This window comes from Ulvibacterium marinum, from assembly GCF_003626755.1.
Classification (GTDB): Bacteria; Bacteroidota; Bacteroidia; order Flavobacteriales; family Flavobacteriaceae; genus Ulvibacterium; species Ulvibacterium marinum.
Genome location: NZ_RBCJ01000002.1, coordinates 1,292,688 through 1,308,647, shown reverse-complemented (window position 1 = coordinate 1,308,647; position 15,960 = coordinate 1,292,688). Strand labels below are relative to the sequence as shown.

Here is a 15,960-nt window from a genome sequence, read left to right as displayed (position 1 = left end):
GGACACCAAATAGGGAGGCCGATTGTTTTCATACCAAAATTAAATGGGAAAATGGGCTAAAGTTGGTGAGATTCAGGTAACGGTAGGTCCCATTTGCGCATCGGCAGGAAACATTAGCGGATTGGAATAGGGTTATTTTCCCTGAAATGTAAGTAAATATTTATAATTTGGATAAGTGCAGACTAATTTGGATATGGCTATTGGGCGTAAACTTTTACTTGTGGGCCGGTATACCTTAGGAAAAGGCAAATTGCAATACGGTTAGTCAGTACTTTAGGGTCAATAGTTTTTAAGATTAACTCACCTGAAGCATTAATAAATTAATGATGTTCCCGAGCCCCGGACGACCACACAAATCAAAAGGTCGTCCACGATATATATCGCTATTGGGGTGGGAAACTCAACGGAAGTAATATGAATGGCACTAGCGGCCTGTATTTTGGCAACCTGTGGAGAAACTGCAAACAATGCATTGAAAGTAAACACCAGCCTTGGGGAAATGGCGGTGTTTACATTTTTCAGTACTGTGGCAGAATCCCCTAAATTCTCGGTCACCGGTGAAATCTGTTCGCTGGCTATTCGGGTGAAATAGATGGGGGAACACAGATTTCGAGTTGTTGGTATTTTTGCTATTACTATCTTGCCAAATACCAGAAAGGTCAAGAGCATAAGTAGTAGGTCTAGATTTTTCAAAAAGGTTGTGGTTGTTGTGCTTTGATGGTTTCAAGATCTACGATTTGGATTTGGGTTTTTTATAAATTCACAGTGGTAAACTGTTTATTATGAGATAAAATTACGAAGTAGAATGCCCGGATGTTTGCGTGATTTATTAAACGGTAGCTTTCCTCTTTTTAAAGGTAAAGTACAGGTGTGGATTGGTAATGCCTTCTTTGTAAGCCAGTAGTAGTTGTCTTCTCGATACAAAACTTGATACAGCTGTTTGCGAGGGCATCTGTAGTAGTGACGACTTGAACAGGAGCGTTACTTTTTTTGGAGTATTTTTTCACAAGATGTTTTGGTTTAATTATAAAGGTTTAGGGCCTCCTGATTACCGTTTTAGGGCAAAATGTTTTTTGTACTCTCTTCCGTCACCAAGATTTAGGGTAAACCAGTAATCGGATGAAGGCAACGGGTTTCCCTTGAAAGTACCGTCCCAGCCGATATCACCAGGCCGTATCCGGCCCAATAGCTTTCCATAACGATTGAAGATTTGGACCACGGCGTCGGGGAAGTCCGCTAGGGCCTCGATTTTCCAAAGGTCGTTTATCCCGTCACTGTTGGGGCTAAAGAATTTGGGATAGTCCAACAGGATCGTTTCCCTGGAGTCCTCTCCGCAACCTTCCTTGTCCCTTACGTATACGGTATAGGTTCCTCCCGGAAGCTCATGGAACATGTTATCGTCCTGATAGCTCTCGCCATCGATGGAATATTCCAGTTCGCCATCCCCGGAAGCAAGGACCTCAATACGGTTATCCCCGGAGAAGTCCTCCCCGGTGTTCAATTGTTGGATAATGGTCGGTTCGGTGCGGACCAAGCGGAATGAGGCAGAGCTTTCACAGCTGATCCCGTTTTGGATTCTGCCCATAAGAAGGGTATACCCTCCCTCCTCGGTAAGGACCACTTCGGAAGAATCCGAGAGTATAGTGCCATCATCGGCGAACCATGTCCAGGAATTCCCATCGGGGGTTGCGGAAATGGTCCTGGAAGGTTCCTGGTCGCAGAGATAGTAGGTTTCCTGTAGATCGATGGCCGGGGGTTGGATCACGACCAGGTCAAAGGAAGTCTCTGAGTAACAATTTGGGCTTTCTTCTCCGGCCACCCTAACGGTGACCGTCTGGGAATAAGCCTCCTCGTTCCTATAAGAAGCAGAGGGGAAACCTGATAGTTCCTGTCCATTGACATCTAGGTAAGAGATTTTCAGCCCATTGCGTTCTCCAAGTATTTGGGTTTCCAAAGAAGAGGTGTCGAAAAGCGAGTGGCCGTCTCCTGCGTCACAGGCATATAAATTTGGAAGGGGCTGTATGTCCGGAGCCTCAAATGTCCGTAAGGTCAATGGGGTTTCCACACTACACCCGGTAAGAGGATTGGTGATTACTACGGTGATTGTTTCCAAATAGGGCTCCGAATTTATATACGGATTAGGCAATGGGTAGGGAAGTTGGGATCCTTGGGCATCGAGGTATGAAACCTCCAATCCGGTCTGGTTGCCGACTACCGCGCCTTCGACCTCGGAGGTATCGAATTCTGTGATACCATCATCGTCGCACACGATAAGATCTGGGAGGGCATGTACCACGGGTAAGGGACTTACGATAAGGTCGAAGGCGGTCTCGGCGTGAAATGCAGGGTCGCTCTGGTCAGTCACACTTACGGTGACGGTCTGTGAATAGGGTTCCCGGTTCCTGTAGGATGCGGAGGGAAAATTTTGTAGTACCGTTCCATTGGCATCCAGATAGGATACGTTTAGTCCGGTCTGTGTACCGATTATTTGCGATTCGATCGAAGAGACGTCAAAATAGGCAAAGCCGTTCCCCTCGTCACAGGCATAGAAATCAGTTGGACTCCCAACGTTAGGTACCTTCAAGACTCGTAAGGTCAAAGAGGTCTCGGTATAACAATCGGTAATGGGGTCGCTCACCCTAACGGTAATCGTTTCTTGATGGGGGTTAGCATTTGTGTATGGATTAGGAAGGGGGGAAGGGAGCGGTAATCCCTGCGCATCAAAGTAGGAAACTTCCATTCCGGTCTGGCTGCCCAAAACCGAACTCTCAATACCTGAGGTATCGAACTCGGCAAATCCATCCCCATCCTCATCCTGGACTATTAAATCTTCCAAGGGTTGGACTTGGGGCAGGGGATTTACAACCAGGTCGAAGGAAGTCTCTAAATAACAATCGGGATTGTTGCTATTCTCCACTCTTACCGTAATAGTCTGAGAGTAGGGCTCTTGGTTTCTGTAAGATATTGAGGGAAAACCTTGTAACGCCTGTCCCTGGGTATCCAGATAGGAAACGTTTAGTCCGGTCTGTGTACCGATTATTTGCGTTTCGATCGAGGAGACATCGAATTGAGCAAAGCCGTTCCCTTCATCGCAGGCATACAAATTAGATGGATTCCCAACGGTTGGGGTATCCGAAACACGCAAGGTCAACGGGGTTTCAGCATAACAATTGCTTAATGGATCGGTAACGCGTACCGTAATAGTTTCCTGGTAAGGAACCGTATTGGTATACGGATCTGGAAGTGGATTGGGAAGCGTTAATCCCTGGGCATCAAAGTAAGAAACTTCCATTCCTGTCTGACTCCCGACCACGACGCCTACGACCTCTGAGGTATCGAATTCTGCAAACCCATCATCATCGCACACGATAAGATCTGGGAGGGCATGTGCCACTGGCATTGGGTTTACGATAAGGTCGAAGGCGGTCTCCACATGAAATGTAGGGTCGCTTTGGTCCGTTACACTGATAGTAACGGTCTGGGAATAGGGGTTTTGGTTCCTGTAGGACGCTGAGGGGAAATTTTGCAGTACCTGTCCTTGGGCATCCAGATAGGAAACATTTAGTCCGGTCTGTGTACCGATGACTTGCGATTCGATAGAGGAGACATCAAAATGGGCAAAGCCGTTTCCCTCGTCACAGGCATATTTGTCGGATGGTTGTAGCACTATTGGGGTATTTGAGGCCCGCAAGGTCAACGGAGTCTCACTGTAACAGCCGGTAATAGGGTCGCTTACCCGTACCGTGATCGTTTCTAGGTGGGGTGTCGTGTTGGTATACGGGTTCGGTAAGGGGTAAGGAAGTGGGGATCCCTGGGCATCAAAGTAAGAAACGTCCATTCCGCTCTGGCTGCCGACCACGGTATTTTCTACACCAGAAGTATCAAATTCGGCAAATCCATCACCGTCGTTATCTTGGACCACCAAATCGTTCAAGGATCCGGCTTGTGGCCTAGGTCTTACAATAAGGTCAAAGGAGGTCTCTGCAGGACATGGAGGTGTATACGGTGCATCATACGCCACCTGTACGTAAACGGTCTGGGTATGGGGCTGCTGGTTCCTATAAGAGGCGGAAGGGAAACCGGATAGCTCCTGGCCATTGGCATCCATATAGGAGATATTTAGGTAGGAGGGGTTTAAGCCGGTCTGTGTACCAATTATTTGTGCCTCTATGGCGGAAACATCAAAATGGGCATAACCGTTTCCTTCGTCACAGGCATAAAGGTTGGGCGGTTGCTCTATGTCAATAGGGGCATGGGTTATCAATGTCCTTTCGCTCTCATGGCAGTTTCCGGTATTTGGATTTGTCACCCGTACCGTAATTACCTCTCTATAGGGCGTTTTGTTTGTATACGGGTTGGGAAGGGGATCGGGAAGGGGATCTCCATTAGCATAAAAATAAGAGACCTCGTTTCCAAATCCACCAACGTTAGATCCCCAATTAGTAGAATCGAACTGGCCAATACCATCACCATCGGGATCGCAGATGGTGGCCGTATAATTTATGGGATAATCCGTGCAGCCTGAGGGAATACGGTTATTTCCAAATACCTTTAGGTAAAAGTGCGCATCCGGATATCCATAATTGTCCGTGGTATTATGAGTGTAAGGAGGACAACCCCCTCTGAACCAGGAAGAATCGGTTTCATCCTCGGTAGATGCCAAATAGAGGCTGTTTGGTGTTAATTTTTCCTCAACTTCTACCAGAATTCTTTTGGTATTCGGTGGCACGGTTACCGGAATATTGAAATCGGCCGTCAACGTCTTCAAAGGGGTCAGCCCATTATTGGTTGGTGATGTCTCCAATTGAACCAGTTGGCTCTTTCCTAGCAGCGTAGCCTGGAAGAAGGAGGTCGGGAAGTTATCATCAATGGCATATACATAGAAAGTTACCCAAGCACCAAGTTCCCTTTCTACCTTGATTTGATACGCTATTTCGGCAGAATTGATAATAAGCTCCTCATCTTCGGCAATCCCAAAATCCTGAAGCGTAAAAATCCGCCCCATATATGATGGACTACACGAAAACTGTGTACTGGGTACAATTTCTCCAACATTATGGGTCAAGATTACCTGTGCGGTAAGGGTATGGCTCAGTACAATACATAGCACGAACATAAAAAGTAGGTCAAGCTTTTTAAAAGGGGACATTTCAATGCGTTTTTACCTGCCTTTCCCCCTAATCTAGATTATCCATTTGAGAGGCACATCCAAAAGGGAGGCTGGTGGTTACAATATCAAAATTAAGGGGAAAGACGGGTGGACGTTTCCGTAATCGGGTAAACGGTAGGTTCCGTCAAATTATCGGTATGTATCATTAATTGAACGTAAATTCTTATAAAATTTTAAGAAAAAACGTAATCTATTGAAAATAAAGTTATATTTTCAAGTAATCTTTTTCGAAATATATTTGTTTACTTATCGATGTATATTGACTATAAAATCTATATTTTTATAAAATTTTAGAAAAAATGTATAACTATTTATCCTGTTAAAGATGAGCTAACAGATACCTAGCCATTAAATGAAAAGCAGCTGGGTACCTTCGGCATCGGCCCTATTGTAAAAATCCCCTATGGTAAGGATGCCTTCGATTTCATCGATCAAATCTTTTTCCTTTAAATGGAACATATCCATGGCCAATTTACAGGCCCAAAGCCTACATCCAGAATCCGATAATATTTCCAAAAATTCACCAACAGGTGGCATATCCAGTTTTTCCATTTCCTTTTTCATCATACTGGTGGCCAGTGCCTCAACGCCCGGTAGGCCACCCAACATGGTTGGAATATGCATGGCAGGGTTGCCCACCGTGGCCACACGCAAATGTTCCAGTTTTTTCTTCTGGATGGCTTCCAATCCGAAAAAAGTAAAGAATATCTCGGACTCTATACCTTCCATCCGGGCACCATTGGCCATAATAAAGGCGGCATATACATTTTCTATGGTAGCTTTGGAAAGGATGAACATCATCTTCCGTACTTTGGTCTTACTCATGATTTTTGATTTAAATTGTTTACAAATACTGGTTTAAATACAACTTTTGGGTTTGGGTATCCCGGCGATCATTGTAGCTTTTTTTAATGGGCCTCCCGGAAACAGCTTGTAAAATTCCTTGATATTGATGACCCCACTTTTTTTGATACCGCGTATGGAGAGGGGTTCTTCCTTTTGAAATTTATCATGAATGTAATCTATGACCTCCCAGTGCCTATCCGTCATAGCAATATCCTGCTCTTTGGCGATTCCCTCACCGATTTCCTTGGTCCATTGCGAAAAATCGGTCAAATATCCTTCTTCATTTACTGAAATAGTACGTTGTGCGATTAGCTTTTCCATTTTACCTTGTTTTAGATTATTAAGATTCCATTTTTTCAAAATGTTTGCCTTTTGTACTCATGTTCGCGGATACGAACGGAATATGTGTGCCTTTCAATAACATGTTCCAGTACACCCATTTAAAGGCCATTTTGCCCATGTGGTTCGCTCTACTTTCCTTCAATAACTGCAGCGGGCCTACGCCGGGAAACGGGAAGGTTCCCTCTACCGGCTCATGGGTATAGTTGAAATCGATTAATAAGGCTTTGCCATTACCGGTCTCGATAAAGCAATTGGCATGTCCGTCAAATTCCTCTTTCAAAGGTTCTCCCTTTATGTAATGAAGTATGTTTTCCGTCAGTATCTCCGCTTCAAAATGAGCGACCGATCCAGCTTTTGAGGTCGGTAAGTTTGTGGCATCGCCTATGGCAAATATGTTTTCATGATCCAAGGTCTGTAAGGTGGCCTTGTTCGTTGGGATATGGTTCAGTTCATCTCCCATTTCCGAGCGTTCCAAAAGTGCATCCCCCATGTTCGTGGGTACGGTAACCAACAGATCATATTCAACCTCGGTATCGGCATAATCGACTATCTTTTTGTTTTCATAATCGACGCGTTCTATATTAAAATCGGTAATCTCCGTAATGTTCTTTTCTTCCAATAGGTAGTGTAGGGCCTTGGTGGCCTTGGGTTTGGTAAAAGCACCGCTTAGAGGGGTAACGAAGGTAATGTCCACGCTGTCCCGCATGCCCTTGTTCTTAAAATAGGAGTCGGCCAAGAACACAAATTCCAAAGGGGCAATGGGACATTTAATCGGCATTTCGGTAATATGCACTACCAGTTTTCCACCTTCCCATTCCCGTAGCTTATTGCGTAGGGCCTTAGCTCCTTGATAGGTATAAAAATCGAAGATGTCCTTGTACCACCCAGGGCCGTCCATACCTTCTATTTCATCAGGAGCTATATTTGTACCAGTCGCGACGATCAATATATCGTACGGTAGTTCCTCCCCACCTTCAAGCTTTACCAAATTTTCCTTGGGCAGGATGAGCTCAATTTTTTTCTGGATATAATTCGCTTCTTTTGGAATAAACTTTCTACCATCTTTTTTTACCTGTTGTGTGGTATAGATATCGAAGGGAAGAAACAGAAACCCCGGTTGATAGTAATGTGTTTTATACTGATCTACTATGGTAATTTTCCATTCTTTTTTGGGAAGCTTTCCGATGAGATGATTTACCATCATGGTACCTGATGTTCCCGCGCCTAATATGACCAAATGTTTCATGCTTTCTAAACTTTATCCTTTTCTATTTTATACACATAAAGTTATTGGGATATGGGGTCAAAAGACATGACAAAAGTCAGGTGAAGGGTCAAAACTTGGTAACAATTGTTACATAAAATCCAATATAATCGATTGATTTATAATGTTTTGTATTTAAAAAATCGCCGTAAAGAATGTGGTTCCAAGGACTCTAGGAGGGAATCAGATGGGGTTAGGTTCACATAAAAATAGTATTGCGAACCGTTACCCGGAACTTGGTCCAGGTAACAATTCGCAATTACTATAGTTTCGCCTCTTTTTATAAGGGGATGAAATCCATAAGTGGATCAACTACCTGCTTTTAAAACTGCTTGGGCAGCTGCTACCCGTGCAATGGGAACCCTAAAGGGAGAACAGCTCACATAGTTCATTCCAGTAGCATAACAGAATTCTACCGAACTAGGCTCCCCGCCATGTTCTCCACAAATACCTACTTTTAAATCAGGCTTGGTGCTTCTGCCGCGTTCCGTTCCCATTTTTACTAACTGTCCTACACCTTTTTGATCCAAAACCTCAAAGGGATCTGCGGTCAAAATTCCTTTTTCCAGATAGATGGGCAGGAATTTACCGGCATCATCCCGTGAATAGCCAAAGGCCATTTGCGTAAGATCGTTTGTTCCAAAGGAAAAGAAATCGGCGCGTTCAGCAATGGAATCGGCCATTAATGCCGCCCGGGGCACTTCGATCATGGTACCTACCAAATAATCGATGGTATCCTCATATTCTTCAAATACCTTGTTGGCGGTTTCCCGGATTACCTTTTCCTGTTCCATAAATTCACTCAATGTTCCAACTAAGGGGACCATAATTTCAGGTTTGGAGACAATGCCCTTCTCCTTCAAATTTAGAGCTGCTTCAATGATGGCCCTGGTTTGCATTTCGGTTATTTCTGGATAGGTATTTCCTAATCTACATCCCCTATGGCCCAACATAGGATTGAATTCCTGTAATTCCGCTACTTTGTTCTTAACGGCCAATAAGGAAATATGCATATCCTCGGCCAACTCTTTTTGTGTGGCCAATTGATGGGGCACAAATTCATGCAATGGGGGATCCAAAAGACGAATGGTAACGGGATGTCCGTCCATGGCTTCAAAAATACCCTCAAAGTCCTTACGTTGCATGGGCAACAAATCTTCCAAGGCATGTTTTCTTCCCTTTACCGTATCGGCCAGAATCATTTCGCGCATGGTCTTGATGCGGTCTACTTCAAAGAACATGTGTTCGGTACGGGCCAGTCCAATACCTTTTGCACCAAAATTACGGGCAACCTTGGCATCTTTTGGAGAATCGGCATTGGTACGTACCTCCATGGTTCCATACTTATCCGCCAATTTCATAATTTCACCAAATTCTCCACTTAATTCAGGTTCGCTCGTAGCTACTTTACCTTCAATAATATTTCCAGTGGAACCGTTCAAGGAAATCCAATCTCCTTCATGATATACTTTTCCGTCTACGGTCAACGTCCGTCTTTTGTAACTGATTTTTAAGGCACCGGCACCGGAGATACAGCATTTCCCCATTCCCCTGGCGACTACGGCCGCATGGGAAGTCATTCCGCCCCGAGCCGTTAAGATACCCTTGGCTATGTTCATTCCCTCCAAATCTTCTGGAGAGGTTTCTATCCGGGTTAGGATGCTATGACGGAATTTATGTGCCTCGTCGGCAAAAAACACGATCTGTCCCGTTGCGGCCCCTGGAGAGGCAGGTAATCCTTGGGCGATGACATGTGCGCGTTTTAGGGCTTTTGTATCAAAGACCGGGTGTAACAACTCGTCCAATTTAGTGGGCTCTATACTGAGTATTGCCTCCTTTTCATCAATCAATCCTTCTTTGAGCAAATCCATCGTGATTTTTACCATGGCCGCTCCGGTACGTTTCCCGTTACGGGTCTGTAGTATCCAGAGTTTTCCTTCCTGAATGGTAAACTCCATGTCCTGCATATCCCGATAATGCTTTTCCAGCTTTTCTTGATACCCATGAAGTTCCTTATATATGGTAGGCATCAATTCCTCCAAGGAGGGATAGGTAACCAAACGCTCGTTTTCATTGATTTTGGCCAGTTCCGCCCATCGTTTGGATCCAAGCGTGGTGATTTGTCGTGGGGTGCGTACACCTGCAACCACGTCCTCGCCCTGTGCGTTGATCAGATATTCCCCATTAAATACATTTTCACCTGTTCCCGCATCCCGGGTAAAACATACTCCGGTACCCGAACTGTCTCCCATGTTACCATAGACCATGGCCTGTACGTTTACGGCGGTTCCCCAATCCGCAGGGTAGCCGTGCATTTTACGGTAGTACAGGGCGCGGTCTCCGTTCCAACTATTGAAAACCGCGATAATGGCTCCCCATAGTTGTTGCCATGGGTCTGTAGGGAAATCGTGACCGGTACGCTTCTTTACAATATCCTTAAAATCATAGACCAAATCCTTAAGGTCTTGTACGGTAAACTGGGTGTCCAGTTCAATTTCACGTTTTTCCTTAAGGTGTTCCATAATTTCCTCAAAGGGATCGATATCGTCCTTGGATTCCGGTTTCATTCCGAGGACAACGCCTCCATACATTTGAATAAATCTCCGGTAGGAATCCCAGGCAAATCGGTCGTTCTTTGTCTTAGCGGCAAGGCCTTTTACAACATCATCATTTAGACCTAAATTTAAAACGGTATCCATCATTCCGGGCATGGAAACACGTGCTCCCGATCGTACGGAAATCAAAAGAGGGTTTTCCGAATTACCGAATTCGGTATCCATGATCTTTTCAATATTGGCAATGGCCTGCTCAACATCCTTCCTGATCAGTTTCAATGTAGCCTCCTCTCCTAACTTATTATATTCCGTACAAACTTCTGTGGTTATGGTAAACCCTGGCGGTACGGGGATACCGATAGCGCTCATCTCGGCTAGATTGGCGCCTTTTCCACCAAGTAAGTTTCGCATTGTGCTGTCCCCATCGGCCGATTTGCTGCCAAATCGAAATACCCGTTTTCTAACTTCTTCCATGATTTCCATACTATTGTTTTTAAGGTGTTTACCTGAATTTTGGATCACTCAAAAGTATAGACTTCACTGAAGTGTTTTCATGATATTTATCACCTTATTGCTTGAAAATCCGGTAACATAGGTTACAAAAAAAGGGATTGTGGTTAATACCGATATCCACCACTTTTATTATATGATAATTAGCTTTATTTTTGATGATGTTTGGCAAAATGGTTTGCTTGGTAGAAGTGGTAGCAATTTCAAGAACTACCGATTACCTTTAAAATAGGTGGTTTTATGCAGTTAAATGATGTAGGCGAACAGCTGTCAAGGATTATTGAAAATACCGTTGACCAGGAAGCCCGTAATTGGTTGGAGGAAAAAATCCAAAAAATCGCCCGCGAAGGCAATGCCCGGGATATGTATTTAACCTACAGTCTTGTCCCGTCCAAGATTGGTCTTCAGAATATCCAAAGTATCAATTCCGGTAATGATCTAGAAGGTTACTTGCGTATTCAGAAAGCGAATATCCAACAGATTTCAAGAATTTATTTGTTGATCAGCGTATTGAAGGCGGATAGGGAATTTTTTACACCGAAGGTTGCCAATATTATTGAAGTGGCGGATACCGGGGAATTGGAGACTTTTTTAAAATTTTTGATATTGCTGCCCAATCCGGAGGCCTATAATACCCAGGCAGTCGATGCACTTCGAACCAATGTATCCACGGTTTTTAATGCAATAGCCCTGAATAACCCATATCCCGCATTGTACTTTAATGAGCAACAATGGAACCAGATGTATCTGAAAACCGCTTTTATGCAAGGAGATCTGAGCGCCATATTGGATGTAGACAAAAGGGCGAACAAAGAACTGGCCCGTATTATTTCGGATTATGCCCATGAACGATGGGCGGCCTCCAGGGATATTGACCCTTATTTTTGGCGTCCCGTTTCCGGATTTCTAAATGCCACCCTTTTAGCTGATATGAAACGGTTGTTGGACAGTACCGATTCTTTGGAAAATAGGGCCGGAGCTCTGTGTTGTTATCATTCGGATACCCCTGAAGCCAAAAAAATGCTGGAAGGCTATCCTCATCTGTTGGAACAGGTTGAAAATAAAATACTAAGTTGGAAAACCCTAAAAGATTGAATATGGAAGAAAAAATGATGTTTATAGACCCACACGTTCATATGACGTCAAGAACAACGGATGATTACGAAGCTATGGCGGAGGCAGGGGTGGTAGCGGTCATCGAACCTTCCTTCTGGTTGGGTCAGGCGCGTACCAAAGTGGGTTCATTTCAGGACTATTACAGCAGCTTGGTAGGTTGGGAACCTTTTAGGGCCAGACAATTCGGGATACAACACTATTGTACTATCGGTTTAAATTCCAAGGAAGCAAATAATGAAGCCTTGGCCGAAGAGGTAATCGAATTACTGCCCTTATACCTTCATAAGGAAAATGTGGTAGCCATAGGTGAGATAGGGTATGACGATCAAACCCCCGCGGAGGACAAGTACTTTCGAGCTCAATTGGAAATGGCCAAAGAACTGGGCATGGTGGTACAGGTACATACACCACATCGGGATAAAAAATCAGGTACGATTAGAAGTATGGAGGTATGTTTGGAACATGGCTTAGATCCGGCCATGGTCGTTATTGATCATAACAATGAAGAAACGGTAAAGGAAGTGCTGGATAGGGGCTTTGTAGCCGCTTTTACTATCTATCCCAAGACTAAAATGGGCAACGAGCGCATGGTAGAAGTAGTCAAAAAATATGGAAGTACGGACATCATTGTGGATAGCTCTGCAGATTGGGGGGTAAGCGACCCATTAGCAGTTCCCAAAACCGCCAACTTAATGTTGAAACGAGGGATTGCAAAGGAAGATGTGGTGAAGACCTGCTATCAAAATGCTTTGGATATTTTTGGAAAAAATGGCAAAATGAAAGAATCCGATTGGTTAAACCCGAAAGGAATCGACCAGACGGAACTGTATAATGAGAATAGCGTATTGCGCGGTCAAGTCCCAAAAGTGGATTCGGATAAAATTGTATAAATGTCCACTGTACTAAAAGGATATTTGCGCTTGGCCCGTCCAGCCAATTTACCTACCGCTGCCGCCGATATTTTGGCCGGTATTGCAATTGCCGGAGTTCTTTCCAATGACTTTATTGGTTTAGAAATCGTTTACAAAGTAATCTTCTTGGTTTTTGCATCAGTCTTTTTGTATGCGGGCGGGGTTGTTCTTAATGACGTATTCGATGTAAATCTGGATAAAGTGGAGCGTCCGGAAAGGCCTATTCCAAGTGGATTGATTCCTCTAAAATCCGCAGCACTTTACGGAGTGCTTTTATTGATATTGGGGATAGTATTGGCCTTTTTTTCCGGATCTTTTAGCGGTATTATTTCCTTTGTTTTGGCTTTTTTTATTGTCCTTTATGATGCTTTTTCAAAAAAAGATGGCTTTCTTGGACCTTTGAATATGGGATTGTGCAGGGGCCTGAACCTAATCTTGGGTATGTCCATCCTAGGAGCATTTTCCCAGTGGTGGTACGCCGGAATCCCTTTGGCGTATATCTTTGCCATTACGGTAATAAGTAGAGGTGAGGTGCATGGAAATAATAAGAACCATATCATTTGGGCAGGGGTATTGTACATACTGGTTATTTTGGCCATTGCAACTATTGTTATGTCCAAAACCGAAAATATAGTTCAAGTGATTCCTTTTTTAGCGCTCTTCGCTTTTTTGGTCTTTAAACCCCTTATTCGTGCCTATAACTTGAATTCCCCTCAAAACATAAAAAAAGCGGTGATAGCAGGCGTCCTTTCGCTAATTGTCCTGGACGCTTCCTTGGCCGTAGGCTTTTCCGTTTGGTGGTACGGCCTTTTGTTATTACTATTGTTGCCTTTATCCCTACTTTTGTCCAAGCTTTTTGCAGTGACCTAAACCAAAACGATGCATTCAAAAACTATAGAACAATCCTTTGCCGTACAGTACGCGTACAAACTACACTTTACCCAAAAGCTGTTCGATGTCCATAATACGTTGTTCAAGGATGTTTTTGATGGGTATAAAAAGAATGGAAGGGTAAAGGCGTTTTTTGTAATTGATAAGGGTGTTCATGAACATCATCCTGGGCTGGATAGGGAGATAAAGGACTATTGCGTTCAGTATTCCGCGAACGTACAATATACCGGAAGTCTCATTATAAAAGGAGGGGAACAATGTAAAAATGACTATGGAAATGTTTCCGCCATATTGGAGAAAATCAATACGAATTCCATTTGTAGACATTCCTTTGTGGTGGCTATTGGCGGAGGGGCCATAATAGATATGGTGGGTTATGCGGCCGCGATTGCACATCGCGGGGTGAAACTGATTCGCGTTCCTACCACTGTACTTTCCCAGAACGATTCGGCCGTAGGGGTAAAGAACAGCATCAATAGCTTTGACAAGAAGAATTTTCTGGGCACTTTCGCTCCGCCTTACGCCATAATCAATGATACGGATTTTCTAAAAACCTTGGAGCAAAGGGATTGGATAGCAGGGATAGCCGAAGCCCTAAAAGTCGCCTTGATCAAGGATAAAAAGTTTTTCAATTACCTTGAAGATAACGCGGAAAAATTGAGGAATAGAGATATGACCGCTATGCAATATGTGATTTATAAATGTGCCGAAATGCACATGCATCATATTGCCCAAGGTGGCGACCCCTTTGAAAGTGGTTCTTCCAGACCATTGGATTTTGGCCATTGGGCCGCCCATAAACTGGAACAGATGTCCCAGTATACGCTTAGACACGGGGAGGCCGTGGCAAAAGGCATCGCCTTGGACATTACATATTCGCAGCTAATGGGCCTTATTTCCGAAGATACCCAAAAACGTATTTTAAATGTAATGCAAAAAATCGGGCTCGATTTGCACATTCCCGTAGAAACCGAAAAAGAAATACAGGAACTGTTGCAAGGAATCGAGGAATTTCGGGAACATTTAGGAGGTGAGCTTTGTATTACCTTGATTTCTGAAATTGGCAAGAAGCACGATGTGAATAAAATCGATTTAGATCTTATGCAACATGCAATTAAAGTTCTAAACGATGGTTGCAAAATAAAAATAGACTAGCTAAAATGCATATAAGCACCACTACTCAACTTACCTATTGCACAAATATTCATCCAGGATCAAATTGGGAAAGTACATTTAATAGTCTAAAGGAATATGTTCCTGGTATTAAGGCAAAGGTATCTCCCGATCGTCCTTTTGGATTAGGTTTACGTTTGTCCAATAAGGCCAGCGAAGAACTTGATGAAGAGGGGCATTTAATGGAATTCAAGGAATGGTTGACGCAACACGACCTTTATGTGTTCACTATGAATGGGTTCCCCTATGGAAACTTCCATGATGAACGTGTAAAGGAAGAGGTGCATGCCCCGGATTGGACAACGCGGGAAAGGGTAACATATACCAAACGCCTTTTTGAGCAGTTGGTGGAATTACTTCCCAGTGGAATGTCAGGTGGGATTTCTACCTCACCTGTTAGTTACAAATACTGGCACGCGAGCGAAGAACTAAAGAAAAAGGCCTTTGAAACAGGTGCCGAACACCTCGCGGAAATCGTTTTACAACTTGGTAATCTAGAATCTACTACAGGCAAATATTTACATTTGGATATTGAGCCCGAACCGGACGGTCTTCTGGAGAATAGTGAGGAGGTAGTTCATTTTTTTGCAGAATATTTACTGCCGATAGCCATTCCACTGTTACAGGATAGAATTGGGATTACCGCCGACGAAGCCGAGGGCTTGATTAAAAAACATATCACGGTTTGTTACGACATTTGTCATTTTTCCTTGGCCTACGAAGAACCGGAATATACCTTTCAAAAGTTTGCCGATATAGGGATCCAGATTGGAAAGATTCAAGTTAGTGCTGCTCTAAAAATACTTTTTGACGAAGAGAATCAAGATGCAATTTGGGCATCTCTTGCCCGTTTTGATGAACCCACCTATTTGCATCAAGTTACTGAAAAAAAGGATGGCAAAGTGAAGACTTATAACGACTTACCTATAGTTTTAGAGCAAAAAAATGATTTTACCGAGTTAAGGGCTCACTTTCACGTTCCTATTTTTTTGGAGCGCTTCGACACTTTGTATTCTACTCAGGACCATATTTTGAAAGTAATCGACTATCTGAAAAAACATGCCGTTTCCAAACATTTGGAAATCGAGACCTACACCTGGGACGTGCTTCCAAAAGCATTAAAGCGCGAATTGTCGGAATCGATTATTCGGGAAATCAATTGGTTAAAGGATAGATTGTAAT

Annotated in this window: 11 protein-coding genes; 5 read left to right on the top strand and 6 right to left on the bottom strand. The window is 43.7% G+C overall.

Translation table 11 applies throughout. The features are described from left to right. Positions 1 to 312 precede the first annotated feature (312 nt). The 6 genes from D7Z94_RS12960 to ppdK form a co-directional block, all read right to left on the bottom strand. Positions 313 to 693, bottom strand: a complete 381-nt coding sequence (locus tag D7Z94_RS12960) for a hypothetical protein (RefSeq protein ID WP_147415884.1) — start codon at positions 691 to 693, stop codon at positions 313 to 315. Positions 694 to 1,048: 355 nt separating this feature from the next. Next, positions 1,049 to 5,149, bottom strand: a complete 4,101-nt coding sequence (locus tag D7Z94_RS12955) for a T9SS type B sorting domain-containing protein (protein ID WP_120711943.1) — start codon at positions 5,147 to 5,149, stop codon at positions 1,049 to 1,051. Positions 5,150 to 5,518: 369 nt separating this feature from the next. Next, the gene (locus D7Z94_RS12950) at positions 5,519 to 5,995 is read right to left on the bottom strand and encodes a DsrE/DsrF/DrsH-like family protein (protein ID WP_120711942.1); all 477 of its coding nucleotides are present in this window, start codon (positions 5,993 to 5,995) and stop codon (positions 5,519 to 5,521) included. Between the two features lie 33 nt (positions 5,996 to 6,028). Further along, complete coding sequence (locus D7Z94_RS12945) at positions 6,029 to 6,337, bottom strand: TusE/DsrC/DsvC family sulfur relay protein (protein WP_120712071.1); 309 nt, start codon at positions 6,335 to 6,337, stop codon at positions 6,029 to 6,031. Positions 6,338 to 6,356: 19 nt separating this feature from the next. Next, the gene (gene sqr, locus D7Z94_RS12940; RefSeq protein ID WP_120711941.1) at positions 6,357 to 7,604 is read right to left on the bottom strand and encodes a type III sulfide quinone reductase, selenoprotein subtype; all 1,248 of its coding nucleotides are present in this window, start codon (positions 7,602 to 7,604) and stop codon (positions 6,357 to 6,359) included. Positions 7,605 to 7,930: 326 nt separating this feature from the next. Next, entirely contained in the window at positions 7,931 to 10,660 is a 2,730-nt protein-coding gene (ppdK, locus tag D7Z94_RS12935) for a pyruvate, phosphate dikinase (protein WP_120712070.1), read from the bottom strand. A gap of 267 nt (positions 10,661 to 10,927) precedes the next feature. On the opposite strand from ppdK, the gene D7Z94_RS12930 reads away from it, so the two are divergent. Genes D7Z94_RS12930 through eboE form a run of 5 tightly spaced genes read left to right on the top strand, consistent with a single transcriptional unit; the run spans position 10,928 to position 15,959 of the window. After that, on the top strand, positions 10,928 to 11,782 hold the full coding sequence (locus tag D7Z94_RS12930; RefSeq protein WP_120711940.1) for an EboA domain-containing protein: 855 nt from the start codon (positions 10,928 to 10,930) through the stop codon (positions 11,780 to 11,782). A 2-nt stretch (positions 11,783 to 11,784) separates the two neighbouring features. After that, positions 11,785 to 12,693 (top strand): TatD family hydrolase, encoded by a 909-nt coding sequence (locus D7Z94_RS12925; RefSeq protein ID WP_120711939.1) that lies wholly within the window; start codon positions 11,785 to 11,787, stop codon positions 12,691 to 12,693. Continuing rightward, the gene (eboC, locus tag D7Z94_RS12920) at positions 12,694 to 13,584 is read left to right on the top strand and encodes a UbiA-like protein EboC (protein WP_120711938.1); all 891 of its coding nucleotides are present in this window, start codon (positions 12,694 to 12,696) and stop codon (positions 13,582 to 13,584) included. A gap of 9 nt (positions 13,585 to 13,593) precedes the next feature. After that, positions 13,594 to 14,760 carry a 3-dehydroquinate synthase gene (locus tag D7Z94_RS12915; protein ID WP_120711937.1) on the top strand — a complete coding sequence of 389 codons (1,167 nt, stop codon included), beginning with the start codon at positions 13,594 to 13,596 and terminating at the stop codon, positions 14,758 to 14,760. Positions 14,761 to 14,765: 5 nt separating this feature from the next. Then, on the top strand, positions 14,766 to 15,959 hold the full coding sequence (gene eboE / locus D7Z94_RS12910) for a metabolite traffic protein EboE (protein WP_120712069.1): 1,194 nt from the start codon (positions 14,766 to 14,768) through the stop codon (positions 15,957 to 15,959). Position 15,960: the final 1 nt, after the last annotated feature.